At 47.2% G+C, this 19,555-nt stretch carries 16 protein-coding genes and 1 pseudogene; 3 read left to right on the top strand and 14 right to left on the bottom strand.

Features of this window, described 5'->3' with window-relative positions:
• Positions 1 to 29 precede the first annotated feature (29 nt).
• From ACINLD_RS13585 to ACINLD_RS13550, 8 genes are all read right to left on the bottom strand, one after another.
• Positions 30 to 1,217, bottom strand: coding sequence for an MFS transporter (locus tag ACINLD_RS13585; RefSeq protein ID WP_409444834.1), 1,188 nt, complete (start codon positions 1,215 to 1,217; stop codon positions 30 to 32).
• An 18-nt stretch (positions 1,218 to 1,235) separates the two neighbouring features.
• Positions 1,236 to 2,036 (bottom strand): TrmB family transcriptional regulator, encoded by an 801-nt coding sequence (locus tag ACINLD_RS13580; RefSeq protein WP_409444833.1) that lies wholly within the window; start codon positions 2,034 to 2,036, stop codon positions 1,236 to 1,238.
• Between the two features lie 124 nt (positions 2,037 to 2,160).
• Entirely contained in the window at positions 2,161 to 2,973 is an 813-nt protein-coding gene (locus ACINLD_RS13575) for an ABC transporter permease (RefSeq protein WP_026585845.1), read from the bottom strand.
• Positions 2,966 to 3,832, bottom strand: a complete 867-nt coding sequence (locus tag ACINLD_RS13570; protein WP_077735741.1) for an ABC transporter permease — start codon at positions 3,830 to 3,832, stop codon at positions 2,966 to 2,968. The genes ACINLD_RS13575 and ACINLD_RS13570 overlap by 8 nt, the downstream gene beginning before the upstream one ends.
• The gene (locus tag ACINLD_RS13565) at positions 3,819 to 4,943 is read right to left on the bottom strand and encodes an ABC transporter ATP-binding protein (RefSeq protein WP_026585843.1); all 1,125 of its coding nucleotides are present in this window, start codon (positions 4,941 to 4,943) and stop codon (positions 3,819 to 3,821) included. Before ACINLD_RS13565 ends, ACINLD_RS13570 begins: the two co-directional genes overlap by 14 nt.
• A gap of 9 nt (positions 4,944 to 4,952) precedes the next feature.
• Complete coding sequence (locus tag ACINLD_RS13560; RefSeq protein ID WP_409444877.1) at positions 4,953 to 6,035, bottom strand: ABC transporter substrate-binding protein; 1,083 nt, start codon at positions 6,033 to 6,035, stop codon at positions 4,953 to 4,955.
• A gap of 22 nt (positions 6,036 to 6,057) precedes the next feature.
• Positions 6,058 to 8,028, bottom strand: a complete 1,971-nt coding sequence (locus ACINLD_RS13555; RefSeq protein ID WP_026585841.1) for a hydantoinase B/oxoprolinase family protein — start codon at positions 8,026 to 8,028, stop codon at positions 6,058 to 6,060.
• Complete coding sequence (locus ACINLD_RS13550) at positions 8,025 to 10,085, bottom strand: hydantoinase/oxoprolinase family protein (RefSeq protein ID WP_410207034.1); 2,061 nt, start codon at positions 10,083 to 10,085, stop codon at positions 8,025 to 8,027. Before ACINLD_RS13550 ends, ACINLD_RS13555 begins: the two co-directional genes overlap by 4 nt.
• 356 nt (positions 10,086 to 10,441) lie before the next feature.
• On the opposite strand from ACINLD_RS13550, the gene ACINLD_RS13545 reads away from it, so the two are divergent.
• From ACINLD_RS13545 to ACINLD_RS13535, 3 genes and pseudogenes are all read left to right on the top strand, one after another.
• Positions 10,442 to 11,266 (top strand): ribonuclease YeeF family protein, encoded by an 825-nt coding sequence (locus tag ACINLD_RS13545; RefSeq protein ID WP_236251171.1) that lies wholly within the window; start codon positions 10,442 to 10,444, stop codon positions 11,264 to 11,266.
• Between the two features lie 84 nt (positions 11,267 to 11,350).
• Positions 11,351 to 11,785: pseudogene (locus ACINLD_RS13540) on the top strand (endonuclease V); the annotation flags it as partial.
• A 92-nt stretch (positions 11,786 to 11,877) separates the two neighbouring features.
• The gene (locus ACINLD_RS13535; RefSeq protein WP_026585838.1) at positions 11,878 to 13,566 is read left to right on the top strand and encodes a methyl-accepting chemotaxis protein; all 1,689 of its coding nucleotides are present in this window, start codon (positions 11,878 to 11,880) and stop codon (positions 13,564 to 13,566) included.
• 44 nt (positions 13,567 to 13,610) lie between these two features.
• On the opposite strand, the gene ACINLD_RS13530 is transcribed toward ACINLD_RS13535, so the two are convergent.
• The 6 genes from ACINLD_RS13530 to ACINLD_RS13505 form a co-directional block, all read right to left on the bottom strand.
• Complete coding sequence (locus ACINLD_RS13530) at positions 13,611 to 15,119, bottom strand: FAD-dependent monooxygenase (RefSeq protein ID WP_409444831.1); 1,509 nt, start codon at positions 15,117 to 15,119, stop codon at positions 13,611 to 13,613.
• A 28-nt stretch (positions 15,120 to 15,147) separates the two neighbouring features.
• Positions 15,148 to 15,942 (bottom strand): serine/threonine protein kinase, encoded by a 795-nt coding sequence (locus ACINLD_RS13525; RefSeq protein WP_236251172.1) that lies wholly within the window; start codon positions 15,940 to 15,942, stop codon positions 15,148 to 15,150.
• Between the two features lie 14 nt (positions 15,943 to 15,956).
• A complete protein-coding gene (locus tag ACINLD_RS13520; RefSeq protein WP_201278482.1) occupies positions 15,957 to 16,127 on the bottom strand; it encodes a hypothetical protein in 171 nt (56 codons plus the stop codon).
• A 382-nt stretch (positions 16,128 to 16,509) separates the two neighbouring features.
• Positions 16,510 to 17,946 carry a glycoside hydrolase family 1 protein gene (locus ACINLD_RS13515; protein ID WP_026585835.1) on the bottom strand — a complete coding sequence of 479 codons (1,437 nt, stop codon included), beginning with the start codon at positions 17,944 to 17,946 and terminating at the stop codon, positions 16,510 to 16,512.
• Between the two features lie 71 nt (positions 17,947 to 18,017).
• Positions 18,018 to 18,743 (bottom strand): AAA family ATPase, encoded by a 726-nt coding sequence (locus tag ACINLD_RS13510; protein ID WP_026585834.1) that lies wholly within the window; start codon positions 18,741 to 18,743, stop codon positions 18,018 to 18,020.
• A gap of 145 nt (positions 18,744 to 18,888) precedes the next feature.
• Entirely contained in the window at positions 18,889 to 19,440 is a 552-nt protein-coding gene (locus ACINLD_RS13505; RefSeq protein ID WP_026585833.1) for an NAD(P)H-dependent oxidoreductase, read from the bottom strand.
• Positions 19,441 to 19,555 lie beyond the last annotated feature (115 nt).

Below are 19,555 nucleotides of genomic sequence, written 5' to 3'. Positions count from 1 at the left end.
AAAGATTCTGAAACTATACTAAACAACTTTCAGTTTTTAGCCAGCCGTTTGCCCGCTTGAACTGGACTTGGCTTCCTGCTAATTAAAAAGGACAGAACGACACTGATGAAAAGCACAAGACTTAAGACAAGAAACGGGTCGGATTTCAGGAAAAATGCCGTAAAGATCGGCCCCAGACTCGCGCCGATAAATAAAATAAACGTATAAAGCGAGACGGCAAGGCCCCTCATCTCTCCGCCAAGCTGGCCGATCAAAGAAATCAGGGACGGCACGGCAATTGCAATGCCAAGCACAAACACCACGCTCATCACGACGAGAACCGTCAATCCGCCGCTGACACTCATCAAAAGCAAACCCGCCGCAGCAATGATTAAACCGGTCCGCAAAACCGACAGACTCCCATGCTTGCTGATCAATCGCCCGGCGATCGGTGAACAGGCCATGCCAAGGATACCCGCTGAACGGACAAATAAAATCTGTCCGCTGGAAAGGGCATATGGCGAATGGGTCAAAACAAATCCAAGTGCTGAATACATGCCGACAAATGTAAAGAGAACGGTGATTGTGACCACATAGCCAATCAGCAAAGACCGGCTGTGAAGCACATCCCCCATGCGGCTGAAGGAAGAAAACATATGCCCGCTCTTTTGCTTCACATCTCCTTTCGGCAAAAGCAACATGTTGAACCACATTGTCAGCAGATAAACGGCAGACATCAGCCAAAACACGGCGTTCCAATTCCAAACCTCGCTAATAAAGCTTGCGATAACTTGGCCGCCAATCCCCGCCAGCAAAAAACCCGTACTAATAAAACCAATCGCCGTTCCCCGCTTATCTTGAGGAAACATTTCTCCAGCATATGCGAGGGCCACCGGTGAAAAAGACGCGGCAGCAGCTCCCTGTAAAGCGCGAAACAATATAATGGCGGGCAAGCTGTCCGCAAAGCCGATCAACACTGTAAAAACCGTTAAAAAAACAAGGCCTGCCACAATCACTTGTTTGCGGCCGAAGCGATCGGAAACAGGTCCGTACACTAAGCAGCCGAGCGCAAAAAAGATGGAAAAGATACTGCCGGTCCAAGCCGCATCATCCGCTGATAAACCAAATTCCCTCATGAATACAGGTGTTAACGGAATTGTCACATATAAGCTGCACATCACCGCAAACCCGGTCCAAAAGAGCACAAAGGTCATCATTCCGTAGTTTCGTTTGTTCATTCATTTCACCTCTCTAAATTAGATATCCCAGCCTTTTTCTTTTGCATAATAATCGATTAATGATTGAAAATCTTTGCCGTATTTCCCGGTTATTTCAGCACCGAAGTCATTTTCAATGTGCATCATCACCAGATCATCAAAGAAGGCATTCTTCAACAGCTCAATCACAGAAGGGTGATTCGTCTCTATGGCAGACGGCTTCATCTGGCCGTCGAGGCTGCCGACAATCGCTTCCTTGCTGTCGGCCAGCACGGAGACCTTTTTGGCGCCGTACCGCGGCCATGACCGCTCAATATCTTTGCGTTTATGGATAAAAACGTTTTGAAGTTCGGTTTCACATTCGCCCAAACTGATCAAAATAACCGTGATCCCGCGCTGTTCCGCGGCTAACAACTCATCTTCAATCCGGTGCAGGTTCTCCGCCCAAATATCGACGACAAGCGTTTTTTTCGCATTGGCAATCAGCCTTTTAATCGCTGTATTCAATCGTTTATCCCCCTCCCAGTGATAAAACGAAGGGGCTGGTTCCGGCGGCGTATTCAATTGCTTGATCAGAATGCTCGATGTTTTTGCAAACTCCGCCTGCAAATATGTAACAACCTGCTGAATCGGGACAGCATCGTAACGGTCCGTTTCTCCTTTGGTGACACGGCATATCCCTTTATCCACAAGCCCCCTCAATGCAGCATATACATTTGATCTTGAGGTTGATACCCTTTTGGCGACTTCATACCCCGTCATGCCCGATTGTTCATGCAATGTGATGTAACAGCGCGCCTCCAATTCGGAAAGCCCGAGCTGCTTTAATTCTTCAATCATGTCCGCTCCTCCTAAAGTGGTGTTTTTTAATACTACTAGTATTTATAAATACTACTCCGTTGAAAACGGTTTGTCAATCCTTTCAAAACAACAAAAGACAAGCAGTCTGCTTGTCTTCATGTCCTTATATGGTTTTGGAAAGACCGATCGTCCGCTCGATGATGATCAGCGCAACAACGGAGATCACGATAAAGATGACAGAGATGGCATTCACGCTCGGATCGAAGGTCTGATCAATATAGCTGAACGTTCTGACCGGCACAGGCGTAACCGTCGGCGAGGAAACAAAAAGACTGATTGAGATTTCCCCAAACGAGGTCACTGCGGAAAAAACAGCGCCCGCCATGATACCCGGCTTCATCAGCGGCAGAGATACTTTTAAAAAGGTTTGCAATGGACTTGCACCAAGACTCATGGAAGCCAGTTCAAGCTTCGGATCCAGGTTCGCCACACTGACACCGACCGTCCGGACGACATAGGGAAGGCTGATCAGCATATGTCCGATCACAAGGCCTGTCACACTTCCATTGATCCCCATCATCGTGAACAAATAAAGAAGCGCCACCCCCAAAACAATCTGGGGAATCATCAGCGGTGATAAAATGAAAGCTTGAAGGGCATGCTTCCCTGGAAACTCCAGCCTTGCCAGTGCATACGATGCCGCGGTTCCAAACATGACCGTAAGCGGCGTCACAATCGCCAGAAGCAGGCAGCTGATCCATATGGAGTCCATCCATTCATCGTTCGCAAAAATCCCGGCAAACCAACGCAATGAAAAACCGGCAGGCGGGAACTGCGGATATTCGGAAGGGCTGAACGCCGACAGTGCAATGACAAACACAGGAAGCGACAAAAAAAGGTACACGAAAAGCCCGGCGGACCACACACTCAAATCAATCCACTTCCCCGAAGACTTGCGTCGGAATCTCTTAACCATTCATTCTCGCCTCCCATCTCTTAAGAATAAATGCAAGGATAGCGACAATCACACATACAGCGGCCAATAAAGTAAAAGACATGGCAGCCGCAAGCGGCAAATGAAACACCTGCATCACCTGCTGATAGATCGACAGGGGAAGCAGCGGCTGCATCCGCCCTCCGACTAAAAGCGGGGTAATATAACTCCCGGCAGCAAGCGAAAAAACAATCATAGCGCCTGTGATCAGGCCGGGAATCGTCAGAGGCAGTGTAACGCAAAAAAACGTCCGCAGCCTCCCCGCCCCTAGACTCATGGAAGCATACTTGAGATTCGGTTTCATGTCGCTTAATGAGCCGGCAATCGGCAATACAGCAAACGGAAGCATGACCTGGACATAAGCAATGATAACCGCATTCATATTCCATAAAAGCGGGAGAGGCTTGTCAATCAGCTTCATATGAAGCAGCGCTTCATTGATCATGCCGTTTTGCGAAAGCAGCACAATCCACGAGAATGTCCGAATCACGACGCTGGTGAGCAGCGGTGAGACAAGCAAAATATAAAACAGCGCCCGCCATTTTCGCGTAGGCGCCTTAACGAGCAAGTATGCCGCCGGATAAGCCATAACGAGGCACAAAACGGTTGTTTCCAGCGCCGTCCACAGCGTCGTTCCAACCGTTTTGAGATAAACATCTGAAGTAAACACTTCGATGTAATGGGAAAAACTGAATGTAGCCAGTGTATTCATCATGTCGTCGACATCTCTGAAACTTAAAATGAGCAGAAGAATAAACGGAAGCACGAGAAAAACGCCGAGAAACAACAGCGCAGGCACCAGCAGCAGCCAATAGAAGCGTTTTTGATTATCTAAAGCCATCTGCTTCCTCCTTTATATCAAGAGGGACAAGGTCTTCCGAATCCCACGCAAGATAAACTTGATCACCCGGTTTCGGCAATTCGGGAAACTGCGGATCCGGCGCCTGAATGATCATCTCCCCATTGATGAAGGACGCCTTTAGACGAAGGGCATTTCCAATATAGCCGACCTCCGTTAATGTTGCCGGCAGACCTTTGGCCTGAACGTCCTGCTGCTTCGGAAAAACGGAAACTCTTTCCGGACGCAGCATAAACAACACGGAAGGATGATATTTTTTTAAGGTATCGCTGCTGATCTCAAAAGACAGCGGTACACCTTCATACACTTCAATATCCGGAACCTCATAACGATATCCCGTTTGATTGTGTCCAATTCCTGTCGAACGCGCCTCAAACAGATTGACCTGTCCGATAAATTCGGCGGCAAACCGGTTGGCGGGCGTTCGATACACCTCAAGCGGGGTTCCAAGCTGCTGAAGCCTTCCCTTGCCAAGGATACCGATTCTGTCTGATAAGCTTAACGCTTCCTCCTGATCGTGGGTCACAAGAATCGTTGTAATCCCGACCCGCCTTTGGATGCTTCGCAGTTCAAATTGCATATCTTTGCGCAATTTTGCATCAAGATTGCTTAACGGTTCATCAAGCAGCAGGACCGATGGCTGAACGGCCAATGCCCGCGCAATCGCCACCCGCTGCTTCTGGCCGCCGCTCAGCTGATGCGGCATCCGCCCGGCAAATGCTTCAAGCCTGACGAATCCAAGGCTCTCCATTACGCGTTCTTTGAGCTCTTTCCGCGGCATTTTTCTCACCCTTAAGCCGTATGCGACATTGTCGAAGACATTCAAATGAGGGAATAAGGCATAGTCTTGAAAAACCAGGCCGATCTGCCGGTGATAGGGCGGCACATCAGTAATGTCCCGCCCTCCTATATATACAGAACCAGAGGTCGGCTGAAGAAATCCGGCGATGATATGAAGAAGAGTAGACTTTCCGCACCCGCTCGGACCAAGCAGTGAGAAAAACTCCCCTTCCTTGACCTCAAGCTGTACATCTTCCAATGCGATGGTGTCCCCAAAATGCCGGCTGACATGCTGAATCTGAATTCCGCTCATGATCGTCACCTATTTTCCGCCGAGAACTTGATTCCAGCGATTTGTCCAGTCTCCTAATTCTTTCGTCGCTGTTTCATAGTCGACCCATTTCAAATTGCTGTAATACCTTTCACCGACCTTGATTTTCCCTTTTAATTTTTCGCTGTATTTCACTTTTTGATTGGTCATGCCGTAAAACGTCCGATCTGCAAAATCTTTTTGCACCTCAGGACTGATCAAATGATTCAGCAGCTGATAAGCGTTATCCTCATTAGGGCTTCCTTTCATTACAGCCCAGCTGGCGACAGCTGCCACCGCCCCTTCTTCAGGGTAGGCAAACCCTACATTAAGTCCTGAATGCTCAAGGGAAAAAGCACGACCGTCCCAGAACGGTACAACCCATGCATCCCCCCGCTCAAGAAGCGTTTGAATCAATCCCGGATTATCAGGATAAGCCGTTACATTTTTTTTCAAATCAGCCAAACTGTTGAACGCTTTGTCCACATCTTTTGAATTTGATTCCATACCGCCTTGCGCATTTATTAAACCGGACAAAAACTGAAGGCCGGCCGAATAAGCGGGAGAGGAGATAGCCACATGACCTTGATAGCTTTTATTCCAAAGATCGGTCCACCGCTTCGGTTCTTGCGGTACGAGATCTTTGCGGTATGCAATCCCGAGCTGTCCCATGCTGAAGCCTGCTGCATACTGCTTTCCATCAACAGTGAAGCGTTTCTGCACGGAATGATACAAATCTTTTAGATTCGGAACCTTTTGTTGGTCGATCGGTTCAAGCAGCCCAGCAACTTGAGCCCGTTTAATCGTATCAGGCTGCAAAATGAGGAGGTCATATGGCGCATGACGGCCATTGGAGACTTTTAGTTTCGTGAACCATTCAGAGTCTGTCCCTGAGACGATCTTGACTTTCAGACCTGTATCCTTTTCAAATGCCTGAATGCTCGGCTTTATATGTTTTTCCCAATCACCGCCGTATACACCGATCACAACGGTATCGGATTTTTTGCTTTCCCGGCCGCCGGCCCCGCCGCAAGCAGAAAGCAGAAGAATCAATCCAAGCGATAGAACAAACAAAACAGATATTTTTCTTTTCATTGTTTTCTCACCATTTTTCATATTATTTTTCGCCTGCCCATTTCGTAAAAACATCTGTAACCGCCTGTTTGCTGATCGGTTCATGATCTTCTTTTGAAAAGTAATGGTGCACAAGATGTTTCACACTTGACCTTTGATGCGCCGGAAGTGTTCGAAGCAGCCGGGCAAGAGCGCTGCTGGCTTCCTCTGTCCAGCGTCGTTCATACGCTTCCCTTTCCTTGCCGAAATCCCAGTGTGTCAACTCACCCGCTCTGTTTTTTCTCATGATGCTTGTTTTCTCTTGATCGACAACCAAGCGGCCACCATTTTTCACAAACGCCACACCGTATTGCCGGAATGCTGCTTCCTCACTCAGCAGCCCTGACTCAACTTCTTTTAATATCAGTTTGGGATTCCTTTGAAAAGGGTCTCCCCATCCGCCTCCGCCCGGAGAATGAATGCTGATGACATCCCCTTGCGTCAAATGCAGCACATCGATCTTCGGAATGATTTTTTCCGAAGGTCCATCGGGATGAAGACGGACCCGGCCGGGCGCTCCGGCTGTTCCGCCGGCAAGACCCCATGGCTGAAAGCGCAGCCGCTCCATTCCCCTCGCTGTGACAATGGATTCAGATGCAGTCGTTTCAAAATCGAGCCCGATGGCATGACCGCCCCGGTATAAGCCCGATCCCGCAGTATCTTTGATCAACTCATAACGGAGGACATGAATGTCAATGTGCTGTTCCAGACTTTCGATCGGCGTATTTTTTAAAAAGCCCGAGGCATGGTCAATCCCGTCTGCGCCGTCCATGTTATGCTGACCGCCGCCTCCTCCGCCCATCGGTTCGACGACAGACGTTTTCCTGCCGCCTCCCGATTCATCGGGAACGGAAAGAACAACAATAGCCGACTGTCCCGCGCCTGCGGCGGGAATGTCCTTCGCCAGCGCCTTTGCCAATGCGCCGAGGACGACATTATAAAGTCGCATCGTTATCGAATGCCGGATCCCGACAGAGGCCGGATATTCCGGATTGATCAATGTTCCTTTCGGAGCGATGATGGCGATCGGCCTCGTCAGTCCTCCGTTGACGGGAATAAACGGATCTTCGCTAATGATATAATGGATTAAACCTTGATATAAAAATGAGTGCTTGCTTCCGTTTGTCACAAGATTAAAGGCGGTTTGCACCTGGGGATCGCAGTCGGAAAAGTCCAATGTGATGTTTCCCCCGGAAACCTTTGCCGAAACCGCAAGACGAATCGGAACATCGGAAATCATGTCATCATCAAGGTAATCAGAAAAACTGTACGTTCCTTCAGGAATGCGGGCAAAGACCCGTTCCGCCCTGATGGACGCCTGTTCAAGCAAATCCTCCATCCCCCGGCGGATTTCTTCCGTCCCAAACTTCCCGGCCATCGCCTTCAAACGAATTTCCGCCGTATTGACCGCCGCAATCATCGCATTGATGTCTCCTTCGTTTAATTCAGGCGCCCTGCTGTTTGCCCGAAGGACTTTCAATATCTCGAGGTTCTCTTTTCCCGCTTTGTAAATCTTGACCGGCGGTATTCTCAAGCCTTCCTGGTGGATATCGACTGCCGTCGGCGATATGCTGGCAGGAACCATTCCCCCTACATCGCTGCAATGGACAAAGGACCAGGCGTAGCTGACAATCTCCCCGTCAATGAAAATCGGCTTAAACACGTGGATATCAGGCAAATGAGTCGCCAGGCCGTCCGTTGAATAAGGATCATTCGTGATGACAATGTCTCCGGGTTCAAACGGCCCGCTTTCTTCAATTGCCCGCTTTAACGACAGCCCAAGAAAAATGGTCACGCCGACTGTTTTCGGATAAACGTAAAATTCCCCATCAGGGGTGGCCAGTGCAGCCGCAAAATCCGCCGATTCTTTCACAAATGTCGTAAAGGATGTCCGTTCGATGACGTGTCCCATCCCCGCTGCGATCGCATTAAAATAGCTTCTCATCATTTCCAGCCTTGCAGGGTCTGTCCTCATGCCCTTCCCTCCTTCCGCTCAATGATCAAGTTGCCCGCATGATCTATAGCACCCGACCAATTTGGCAAAATCAGCGTAGTTGTATCATCCTGCTCAATAATGGCCGGTCCTTCAATGCGCTGCCCGCATGACAGATCACTGCGGTTATAAACAGCGGCTTGATATGCGCCGCCCTTCAGCATGACCTGCCTCCGGCTTGCCGGCGCGGCTTCCGGTTGCGCAGTTTGGCCGCTTTCTTTTATTGGAGGTTTTGGCGTTTTTCCTATCAATCTGACGCGGATATTCATCAGTTCAATGTTTGCTTTTTTGTCGCTATGTCCATATTTGCGCTGATAAACCTGATGGAATGAGTCTGCGATTTCCCTCATGTTTTTTTCTTCAATACATGTCCGTGACACCGGCACTTCAATTTCAAAAGCCTGCCCTTTATAACGGGCATCCAGCAAGTAAAGAAAACATTTTTCCGTCAGCACCTTGACACGCTGTGTATCAAGCCATTTTTCTGCTTGTTCGGCAAGCTTTTCAAACTCCTCTTTTAATTCATCTCCGTCCAGTTCTTCAAGAAGCATCCGTCTTGAACTTACCGCATCATATACAAAATCGGCGGTCAAAGCACCCAGGGCGGACAGAGTGCCGGGGCTCGGCGGAATCAGCGCGTTTTTCGCTTGAATCTCTTCCGCAAGAAAATTTGCGGTGACAGGGCCGGCTCCACCATAAGCCACCAAGCTAAATTCACGGGGATCAATTCCATGCTGCTCCATTACATTGCTCAGCTCCGTGTACATATTGGCAACAGCCACTTGAATCATCTGATCGGCAGCCTGCTCAACATCGGTATTTAAATAGGCGGCAAACGGCTGAAGCGCCTGCTCGGATTTCTCCTCGTAAAGCTTCATGCGGCCGGAGGCAAACCGGTCGGGATTTAAGTAGCCGCAAACAAGAAACGCATCGGTCAGCGCAGCCTTCTCTCCTTTTCCGTAACAGGCGGGGCCGGGGTCTGAGCCCGCTGACTCCGGTCCGACTTTTAAGAGTCCGCCGTTGTCTACCCATGCAAGAGAGCCTCCGCCCGCCCCAATCGAATACATCGCAACAGACGGAACGGTAATCGGAAATCCGGAAATTTGGTTGGACTGGGTCAGTGTGGCTTCTCCTTCTTCTACAATGGAAATATCAGCGCTTGTTCCGCCGACATCAAGCGTGATGAGATTTTTAACACCGGCGGCCTCAGCTGCGCGGATTGCCCCGATGACTCCTGCCGCAGGTCCTGAAAAAAGCGTTTTGACGGGGGCTTCGGCGGCAGACTCTATATCCATCAGCCCCCCGTTTGATTGCGTGATAAACGGCGGCGCCGATATACCGGAAGCGGCGAGCCTCTTTTTGAGCGTATCGAAGTAGTGCTGCACATTCGGTTTTATGTATAAATTGGCGACTGACATGACAGTTCGCTCGTATTCCCTCATTTGCGGCCACAGCTCGGAAGACGCCACCACTTCCAACTCCGGAGCTCTCAGTTTGATTCGCTCCGCAGCCTGATGTTCATGCAATGGATTGCGATAGCTGTGAAGGAAAGAAACAACGATACCGGTTATCCCTTCTTCCAACACTTTATCGACCGCATCATCAATGTCTTTTACATGAAGCGGCGCCTTTTCAGCCCCGTTGTGAAGCATTCTTTCTTTAATCGGAAACACATATTTGCGGGGAATCAGCGGCTCCGGCATTCGCGATTTAAAGTCATAGGGAACCGGAAGGCGCAGACGCTGAAGTGACAAAATATCGCGGAAACCTTCTGTTACAAACAGGGCAATTTTCGCTCCCTTTCGCTGCAGTAATGTATTTAAACCAATGGTCATGCCATGCATAAAATAATGAATCTGCGACGGCTGAATATCCATTTCCTTCAAAATCGCTAAACCGTTCACAATCCCTTGTGCATGGTCATCCGGAACCGTCGGGGTTTTGACGGCTGTCACACCCCCGTCTTTCGGGTTTAGCAAAAAAAGATCGGTAAATGTCCCCCCAATGTCTATTCCAAGCCGATACCCATCTTCATTCAATGCTCGCTCCACCCTTCTAGAACATGTTATATGAAAATATTACCCTATTTTAAAATTAATTTACTATAATCCTAATAAAATGAAATGGCGGAGTCAATTTTATATATCCGCGTTTTTGAAATCCTTTTTCTTTCATTTTTTTATTTTAAGATACCATAGAATCACATTTTTAGAAGTTTTGTTCACATTATTTCACAATTCCCATGAAGTCGACTTATACCTGTTTCTCCTGACACACCTATTCATCGGCACATTCCTTCATTTAAAATTAGGTCTAATGGACTTCATAACCGCTGTGATTACACAAATAAAAACGGTCGGTAGGTTCATGTGCCTAATCAAAAGGATTCATTTTCATGGATGTTCAGGATTTATTCACCAACTCCTTTTGGCAAAGTGGTACACTCTGTACTATTAAGAATCAGGAAGGGCAGAATACAATGAAAGTCTATGAAGCGGAAACCCTAAAATCAGCTATGATACAGCGGTCTAACGAATACAAGAGTTTAAGAGAGCAGTTTGTCAGTTTAAAAAATGCTTTTAAAGGTGTGGCCGATTTGGATGATGACTTTCAGGGAGAAGGAGCTGACGCCATAAAGGCATTCTACCGAGACCTATCAGGTACAGTAGACGGTTGGCTGGATCTGACCGATATGCAAATTCAGTTTCTTGAATGGGTATCAGCTGCACTCGAAACTGCCGGACTTTCCGGTGACACAATCGTCGATACCCAGTTTCTCGGTCAAGAGCTTATGAATGTCTACACCCGCTCCAAAAACATGGTATCGGCACAAAAAGAAGAGCTGCAAAGCATTTTAGTCAATATCGATGATTTAATTTCCTTAGAACCTTTTTCAAGCGATGAGTTTGACCAGCAGCTGAATGCTGCCGAACAGAAGCGAAAAGATGCCATTAAAGCAGTAGAGGATCTTGATAAACTGCTCAAAAACGAGTATGCGGCCTCTGAAATGGTTCAGCAAATGATTAAGGCCGACTACTCAGCCTTAATCGACGCAACCGGCCAAGGAACAAGCTCTTCTCCCATCCGTTACAATGCAAATGCTTATCAAAGCAGTAAAGCCTATCAACTGAAAAAGGAAGTACATCTCCGGGCCAAAAGCTATGTGACAAATAAAAAAGCCGAAGCTCCAGCCAAACCGGATAGTGAAGATGAAGAATGACGGGGCGCGGAAGAAGGTTCAAGTTGGTGTTTTCACAAAATTAAAAGACGCGAAAGAACAATTTATAAACATTCAAAATAACCTGCAGGCTTCCTCGCATTTCGGGAATTGCCTTTAGTCATAAAAGCGGTCGAAACATTAACAACATCTCCTGATTTGTATATGTTTGACGGGAATGTGGCTATTTGCATTACCGTCATAAGGGGATCGCGAACCATGCATCGTTATATTTAAACAAACCGACAATCGGAGTCGCCAAAAGCTATCTTAAAATAAAGAATCCCGATTTCCTGATGCCGGGAAATGAAGCAGGCGCATATACTGGGAGAAATTTATGGGCGGGCAGTAAGAACCATAAGACATGTGAAACCTATTTTTGTTTCTTGCGGAAACCGGATTGATATCGATACAAGCGTTGACATCGTCATGCGTTTCATTAACCAAGAAAGCTTCTTGCCCATCCCTGTTAGATTTGCAGATATTGAGAAAGCACTTATCAGAAAAACACTCTCCCCTTAAAAACTCCGCAATTTTATCGTTTCCCCCTGTCAAACCGTTCCGTTTGATCCGATATTGTATATACAGCGGAAACAAAAGGGGGATTCACATATATGAAACTGAAATTGGGAACGAAGATCAACCTTCTCGTTCTTGCCATCATTTTAATGTTCTCGGCTGCATTGGGGATTTTTATCGTAAAAGAGCTGTCCAAAAACCTCGAGCAGATGGCCACAGAAAAAGCCAAAAGCGATTTAAACCTGAGCTACCGCTATGTAAACGAGTCTCTCGAAGGCGATTGGGAGATCAAAGATGACAAGCTGTACAAAGGCTCGACCCTTATGAATGATAATGAGGAAATCGTCGATCAAATCGGACAAGATACCGGGGACACCATTACCATCTTTCAAAATGACACACGCGTCTCAACGAATGTAATGAAAGATGGCAAACGTGCCGTCGGAACGAAGGTGTCTTCGGAAGTGGCGAATGTCGTGTTGAAAGAAGGAAAAAACTACTACGGAAAAGCAAATGTCGCAGGCAAAATGTATCAAACCGCTTATATGCCGATCAAAGATCGCACGGGCAAAGTGATCGGTATCTTTTATGCCGGGGCCAATCAAGATTTAATTACAGGCACGCTTCATTCGTTTTTGAAAATCTTCGCTATCGTTCTTGCCGCTTCGATCGTCATTTCAATATCGTTTGTCATTTTGTTCACCAAAAGAATCAACAGACGGCTGAACATGCTGACCCAAGCCTTCGAGCGGGCGGGCAACGGTGATTTAACAACCGAAATAACCGACGAATCATCTGATGAAATCGGTGCATTATCGCGTCATTTTAACCACATGAACACCAACCTCAACCAGCTGATGCAAAATATATCGAAATCGTCCGAGCAGGTTGCTGCCGCTTCTGATCAATTGACAACAGGCGCTGAGGAAACAAGCCTCGCATCGGAAAAAATCACTGAAGCGATCCAGCAGGTCGCAAGCTCTTCCGAACAGCAAACCTCAAGTGTTGCCGGCAGCAAACAGGCGGTTGAAGAAGTATCGGCTGATATTCAAAAAATCTCGGAAAACGCCGCTGTTCTCTCGGAAAAAAGCCATTACGCCCAGGAAAAAGCGAAACAGGGGGCAGAGGACATATCGGAGACAATGCAGCAGATCCACACCATGCATCAATCGGTGCATGAAAGTGGTGAAATCATCGCGCTTCTCAATACGAGGTCAAATGAAATCGGCAGCATTTCAGAGGCGATTACGGAAATCGCCAATCAAACCAATCTGCTCGCTTTAAACGCCTCAATCGAAGCGGCGAGAGCGGGAGAGCATGGGAAAGGATTCGCCGTTGTAGCCGATGAAGTCCGGAAACTGGCCGAACAATCCCAGCAATCGGCAAGTCAGATTTCCCACCTTATTTCCGGGATACAGTCGGAAATCATGACAACAACCGATTCAATGATGACTGTTAAAGAAGAAGCGGTCAACGGTGTGAAAATGATCGAGAGAAACAAAAACACGTTTGAAATGATCGTCAGCCTGATGGAAGAGTTCAGCAGCAGAATCGGCGACCTGTCATCTGCCAGCCGGCATATCACCGGGAGCATTCAAAACATCACAACAGCTTTTGCCGACATTTCCAAAGAAGTCAGGGAAACATCAGAGCATTCACAGCAAGTCGCAGGCCTGACCGAAGAGCAGTTTGCGGCAATGGAAGAAGTGTCCGCATCCGCAAACGAACTGGCCAAGCTGGCTGAAGACCTCCATAAGCTGATTGGCAAAGTCAAAATGAAATAGTCGGAACAAGGCTGCCTTTAAGAGCACGGGCAGCCTTGTTTTGCTTATCCTGATCGAATATGAAATAGAGACAGATAATCCCTCAGCTTCTTGACATCCTGTTTACTCTCCACGAACGCTATATACCCGTCGGGACGCACCAGATAGAGAGCATTTCGCTCTAAACCGCACTTGCCGCAGGCACGGCTCCATTCAAACTCATATAACGGGAGGCGATGCTGTGTCGCCGTCTCCTTCAGCTCCCGGCTCGCGGTTCCATATATGTGAAGCTGCCAAGAGACGGATTTTAACGCTGCAAAATTTCTCCCGCCGCTGACCCAGGGCAGGCGGTCTCCGCCTTGCAGTTTTCCTGCTTTTCCCGCGCTTAAGGCGCTGTCTCGATAGTGAATACGGATTTGCGACACGTTGTAAAAAGCCGCCTTTTTGATGGACGGGAAACGAAGAAAAAATGGGGCGACATAGGGAATAAGCAAAGTCCGAACAAGCCTTCCCCCGGCATTTTGCCCGATGACCGCCTGAAATGCCCTGTCGGTAGTCGCCACAAGAGACCGGGCAAAAGCGATCCGCTCCGTCTCATAAGTATCCAAAATCACTTCATCCGCACGTCCGTTAAGCACTTCCGCCAGCTTCCACGCCAAATTGACGGCGTCACCGATACCGGTATTCATCCCCTGACCGCCGACAGGGCTGTGAATATGTTCCGCATCACCCAGAATAAAGACGCGCCCTTTTCTGAATTTGTCAGCCACCCGGTGATGCACACGGTAGGTAGAAAACCAGTTGACTCCATGCACTTTGACACGAAAAAGCTTTTCAACCATCGGGGCGATATCCTCAAATGTCAGCGCCTTTTTGTTTTCCAGAGATTTGGGCACGATACCGATAAACCGGTTCATACCGGTGCTTCTCACCGGAAAAACAATGCAAAAACCGCTTTCCGCAAGACACAGATTCATATCATGTGCCGAAGCGGCTTCGCCTGATGCTTCAGCATCCGCCACAAAAAAAGTGTGCTCATACGTTCCGCCCGGAAAACCTAAATCCATACCGCGCCGCACTGTACTGTGGGCTCCGTCACATCCGCAGAGATAGGGAGTTTTGATGATTTCCTCCCGCTCTCCTTTCCGAAGCTTCGCCTCGACATCGTTTCCCTGATCCGAATAGGAAACCAGCTCTGTGTTCCATTCAACATTTACCCCTGCGGCTTTAAGCTTTTCAATCAGCAGCCGCTCATGTTCATCCTGTGCAAAGCTGAGGACAAATGGATACGGACTTAATCCCTCTCCCATGTCCCCAAGGCGGAAACATCCTTTCTCCCTATGGCCTTCGCGTATATGAACGGCATTGACCTTAATGCCTCTTTGAACCGCTTCTTCTGCCATACCGAGCTGCTCATAAAATTCAAGCGTTCGTGCATGTACCGCCATTGCCCGCGAAGTCTGCCCCGGACCCGAATTCTTATCAATTAAGCGAAACGCGACTCCTTTCCGGGCGAGAAAAAGGGCCAGCACCAATCCGGTTGGTCCCGCTCCGGTAATCAAAACTGGTTCCACCTGAAGACACATCCCTTTTGTTTAATATTTATCGCGCCGCCATCCGGCAGGACATTTTGAAAGATGCCAGATCAGCGATGATCGCCCGCGCACATTCATAAGGAGAATCAATCTGCAGCATCTTTCGCAAAACAGATCTCAATTCGGCCGATATTTCAAGCTCTTCCTCCCAACTCTTTTCCTCACTTGCTGTCGGGTTATACCCGGAATAAAGAAGAAAAAGCGCAAAATGCCCCAGCGCATAAAAATCGCTTTTCACTGAAACAGAGCGCATCAGCCTTTTTTCCGGGTGCCGGTAAAGAACGTTTTCGCTCTCGGTCAAGCGGCATGCCAAGCCGTAATCGATAATGCGGATACCTTCTTTCGTCAGAAAAATATTGGGCAGCCGTAAATCGCGGTGTATCAGTCCTTTGTCATGAAGCGAAGCGGTGATGTGAAGCACCTCCAGCAGTATCCGAACGGTCTCCTTTTCATCGAAAATACATCCGTCGCCAAAAATCAGGTCTTCAAAATTTTTCCCGTCGACATACTCCATGACGATAAATCTGCTTCGCCCGCTATTCATCGTTTCGTACAGCCGGGGTGATGCCGGCTCATTCAATTGGCGCAAAATATCGGCTTCACGGTCAAATGATCGCCGTCCTCCGGATGTCCATGCCTTTGTCTGCCGAAGCTGTTTGATAACATACACATCACTTCCTCCAAGCGGTTTGGCAAGATAAGTGATGCCATAGCTTCCCATCCCAAGTACGCGCTGAATTTGATATCGCCCGCCCAGGATTGTCCCCTCTTTAAGCGGGCGGTCAAACAGCCATCTCAACATGCTTTTGGCGACCATCAGCTGCTGCTGAAAAACTTTTTGCGTTTTCTTTTGTAATGATGGTGGCCATAGCCTTTTTTCCGATAATCGCTGCTGCTGTACTTTTTGTAAGACCGCCGTCCGTAATCACTGCTGCTGTATCGTCGGTAGCCGCTGCTTTTAAAGTGTTTAAACAATTTGCGAAGCAACTCGATCCTCTCCTTGTCCGGAAATCTGTATTTTTTATATCATTCGCCCGGTACATCGTTATAAGGGGGCCTGATCTGAATGACATTTTTCTTTGCTATGAGAAAATTAGCTTTTTATACTTCAAAACCTCTTTTTTATCAAAAGAAATTGAAAAATCATCGGATTCACACGGTAAATGTTGTATTTCCAAAAAGAAAAACCTCATGATACGCCCTTTATTCACCATAACATTTGTGTGATAATAAGCGGAAAGCTCGGCAAATCACAATATCGTACGATCATAGCGCTTGAACATGAGTTTTTTGCCGGCTTTGGATATGCTATTCTGCATTCTTGATTTTAAGCACGACTAAAGGCGCTGATCAGCACAGCGCCTTCATGTTAAAGCTCTTCACCATTCGTTTTTATCACATGTTGATACCAATGAAAGCTTTTCTTTTTGATCCGCTTTAGATCTTTCACATTGTCTTCATCCCGATCGACATAAACGAATCCGTATCTTTTTTGATAGCCGTTTAACCAACTCAGTAAATCCGTAAAGGACCAGCTGCAGTAGCCGATTAGATCAACCCCGTCGCTTAAGGCTTGTTTGCATTGTTCAAGATGCGCCCGCAAATAATTGATTCTGTAATCATCCTGAATGGTGCCGTCTTTTTCAATTTGATCAAATTCTCCCAAGCCGTTTTCCGTTATAAAGACGGGAAGATGATAGCGGCTGGCAATTCTGCGGAGCCCGATTCTCAACCCGATCGGATCAATGGCCCAGTCCCAATTTGATGTTTCCAGATGAGGATTCCGCTTTGTTTTAAACAACCCCGGCATTCCGGTTTCCTGATTGCTGCCTTTTTGGCCGGTCGTGTTCATTTTTCCTTCTGTTACACCATCAAGTGGATTCATTTCATAGGTGATCGTCTGATAATAGTTGACCCCGACGAAATCGGGCTTTCCTTTTGCCAAAAGCTCCATGTCACCGTCGCAGATTGTCGGGGCCCATCCTTTTTCCCGCAAATATTGCAGAGGGATTTGAGGATATGTTCCCCAGCAGTACATATCAAGCCACCAATGATTCATAAATTCCTCGGCATTTTCAAAAGCAAGGATATCATCCGGACTGCTTGACAGCGGATAAGCGGGGGAATAAGCAAAGCTTGGCCCGATTTTCCCGTCCGGCACGTATTGGCGAAACGAATCGATCGCCTTGGCATTGGCGAGAAATGCGATATGGTTGGCTTCATAAAAACGTTTTCTGTCCTTCACTCCCGGAGGATGCATGGCTGTGATGAATCCGTGGTTGAAGTTGTAGTTTTGTTCGTTAAGGGATACCCAATGTTTCACCCTGTCTCCAAAGCGCTTGTAAAGAGTGACGCAATAGTTGTTGAAATCTTCTATGATCCTTCTGGACTCAAAGCCGCCGTACTCCTCCGCCAAAGCTTGGGGAAGATCCCAATGATAAAGGGTTAAAACAGGTTCGATCTCATGGGCCAGCAGCTCATTGATCAAATCGTCATAAAACCGCAAGCCTGCTTCATTGACCTCTCCTCTGCCTTTCGGAAAAATTCGCGGCCAGCTTACCGAAAAACGGTACGCTTTCAATCCCATCTCAGCCATTAGCGCCACATCTTCTTTGTAACGGTGGTAATGGTCAACTGCTATATCCCCGTTTGTGCCCTTGAACGTTTTCCCGGGGATTTTTGTGAATACATCCCAGACTGAAGGGCCCTTTCCGTCTTCATTCCAGGCTCCTTCTACTTGATAGGCCGCTGATGCGGACCCCCATAAGAAATGATCCGGAAATGACTGCAGCTGTTGATGAATCATATTGTTTCCACTCCTATAAGCTATTTTGATCCGGTTTGCTCCCTATGATATCGTATGAAACGCGTTTCACATCAATCATCTTCTTCAAACAGTTCGGTCAAAAGCTTTTTTCGATGCTGAAGGAAATATTTTGTGAGACTATAATGATCGGTATCTTCATAGCTGACTTCCTGAATATGTTCGCCATCAAAGCTGAAGATTTGTGCTTCAGGATACCCCAACAAAATCGGAGAATGGGAGGCGATGATGAACTGGGCTTGTTTATCCCGTGTCAGATCATGGAGAATTCTTAAAAAAGCAAGCTGTCTTGCCGGAGATAAAGCGGCTTCCGGCTCATCAAGAAGATAGATGCCTTTTCCTTTAAAACGGTGCTTGAAAAGCGATAAAAATGATTCGCCGTGTGACTGCTCGTGAAGAGACCGGCCTCCGTAATCAATAAAACCGTTGCTGTCCACTTCATCAATATGTGAAGCAAAATGATAGAAGGACTCGGCCCTGAGAAAAAAGCCGTTTGTCACTTTGGGAAGCCAGGACAGTCTGATATAGTCCCCAAGAGCAGATCCGGACGCATGAACTTCATATGTATTATTCCTTCCCCCGCCGGCCGTGTTAAATTCGCATTTATCCGCAATCGCTTCCAGCAGGGTCGATTTCCCGGAGCCGTTTTCACCGACAAAGAAAGTGACATCTTTCTGAAATGCAAGTTCTTTAAGCGATTGAAGCGCAGGAATTGAAAAAGGATATGTTGAATAGGAAGGGATTTTTTCGTGAAGGACAGTCAGTTTTTTTAAAAACAAATGATATCACCTGCCTGTTTTTATTTCACTGTAACACGTCTCATTCCAAAACAAAAAAGGGTTGGATAGGCGGTTCAAACCTTCATGTCCCGTTTCAGCCAGCCCTATGATCATAAAAAAGGGCCGCCCGAAGCAGCCGCTTTCATCATATTGCAAATACCTCTTTCAAATGTGCATCAAGATCTTTAAGATACTGATCGATATTCGGATGGCTGATGACATCATGTACAGAAAATGTTTTTAATGGCTTCATGCCGACAAATTCCTGCATCTTGTGAAGATGGAACAAAGCTTCATCAAGACTTTTCCCCTCAAAGAAGGTCCCCTCTTTCGAGAATACTTCTTGAGGTGCATTCCATGTTGTGGAAAACATGTACTGTTTATCCGTAAATAAGCCGCCTCGTCCGTAATCTTCCGTTCCTTTGTAGAAAAGCCCGTATTCGTAGATCTCATCAATGTACTTTTTAAATAATGCCGGCAGGCTGAACCAGTAAATCGGCGTCTGATAAATCACGACATCGGCCCATTTAAATTTTTCATGCTCTTCCGGGATGTCATATCCATCGGCAACAACTGTTTTTTTAATATCATATTTTTCGCCCAGCTTGTCAGCCATTGCTGTGAAGATCGTATGATTCAGCTGGCCTCTCGCATGCGGGTAAGCTTCATGTCCGTTGATGATTAAAATGTTTTTCATTTTTTCATCCTCCTCATTTTTTATATTGTCCAATATCATTATGATTTCATCTTTTACATTCAAAAGTAAAGCAGAATGCACCTTTTACCATTTTTGCCTTTAAGAATGTTCTTTT

Source organism: Bacillus sp. z60-11 (assembly GCF_046464135.1).
Lineage (GTDB): Bacteria > Bacillota > Bacilli > Bacillales > Bacillaceae > Bacillus > Bacillus sonorensis_A.
The sequence above is the reverse complement of the archived record's forward strand: the minus strand, read 5'-3'. Positions and strand labels throughout refer to the sequence as shown.

Coding starts and splice junctions, on each gene's coding strand:
- ACINLD_RS13570 (WP_077735741.1), bottom strand. CDS start 3,832: ATGGCTTTAGATAATCAAAAACGCTTCTATTGGCTGCTGCTGGTGCCT.
- ACINLD_RS13560 (WP_409444877.1), bottom strand. CDS start 6,035: ATGAAAAGAAAAATATCTGTTTTGTTTGTTCTATCGCTTGGATTGATT.
- ACINLD_RS13585 (WP_409444834.1), bottom strand. CDS start 1,217: ATGAACAAACGAAACTACGGAATGATGACCTTTGTGCTCTTTTGGACC.
- ACINLD_RS13535 (WP_026585838.1), top strand. CDS start 11,878: ATGAAACTGAAATTGGGAACGAAGATCAACCTTCTCGTTCTTGCCATC.
- ACINLD_RS13525 (WP_236251172.1), bottom strand. CDS start 15,942: ATGTTGAGATGGCTGTTTGACCGCCCGCTTAAAGAGGGGACAATCCTG.
- ACINLD_RS13545 (WP_236251171.1), top strand. CDS start 10,442: ATGGATGTTCAGGATTTATTCACCAACTCCTTTTGGCAAAGTGGTACA.
- ACINLD_RS13565 (WP_026585843.1), bottom strand. CDS start 4,943: ATGAGCGGAATTCAGATTCAGCATGTCAGCCGGCATTTTGGGGACACC.
- ACINLD_RS13580 (WP_409444833.1), bottom strand. CDS start 2,036: ATGATTGAAGAATTAAAGCAGCTCGGGCTTTCCGAATTGGAGGCGCGC.
- ACINLD_RS13555 (WP_026585841.1), bottom strand. CDS start 8,028: ATGAGGACAGACCCTGCAAGGCTGGAAATGATGAGAAGCTATTTTAAT.
- ACINLD_RS13505 (WP_026585833.1), bottom strand. CDS start 19,440: ATGAAAAACATTTTAATCATCAACGGACATGAAGCTTACCCGCATGCG.
- ACINLD_RS13515 (WP_026585835.1), bottom strand. CDS start 17,946: ATGATTCATCAACAGCTGCAGTCATTTCCGGATCATTTCTTATGGGGG.
- ACINLD_RS13575 (WP_026585845.1), bottom strand. CDS start 2,973: ATGGTTAAGAGATTCCGACGCAAGTCTTCGGGGAAGTGGATTGATTTG.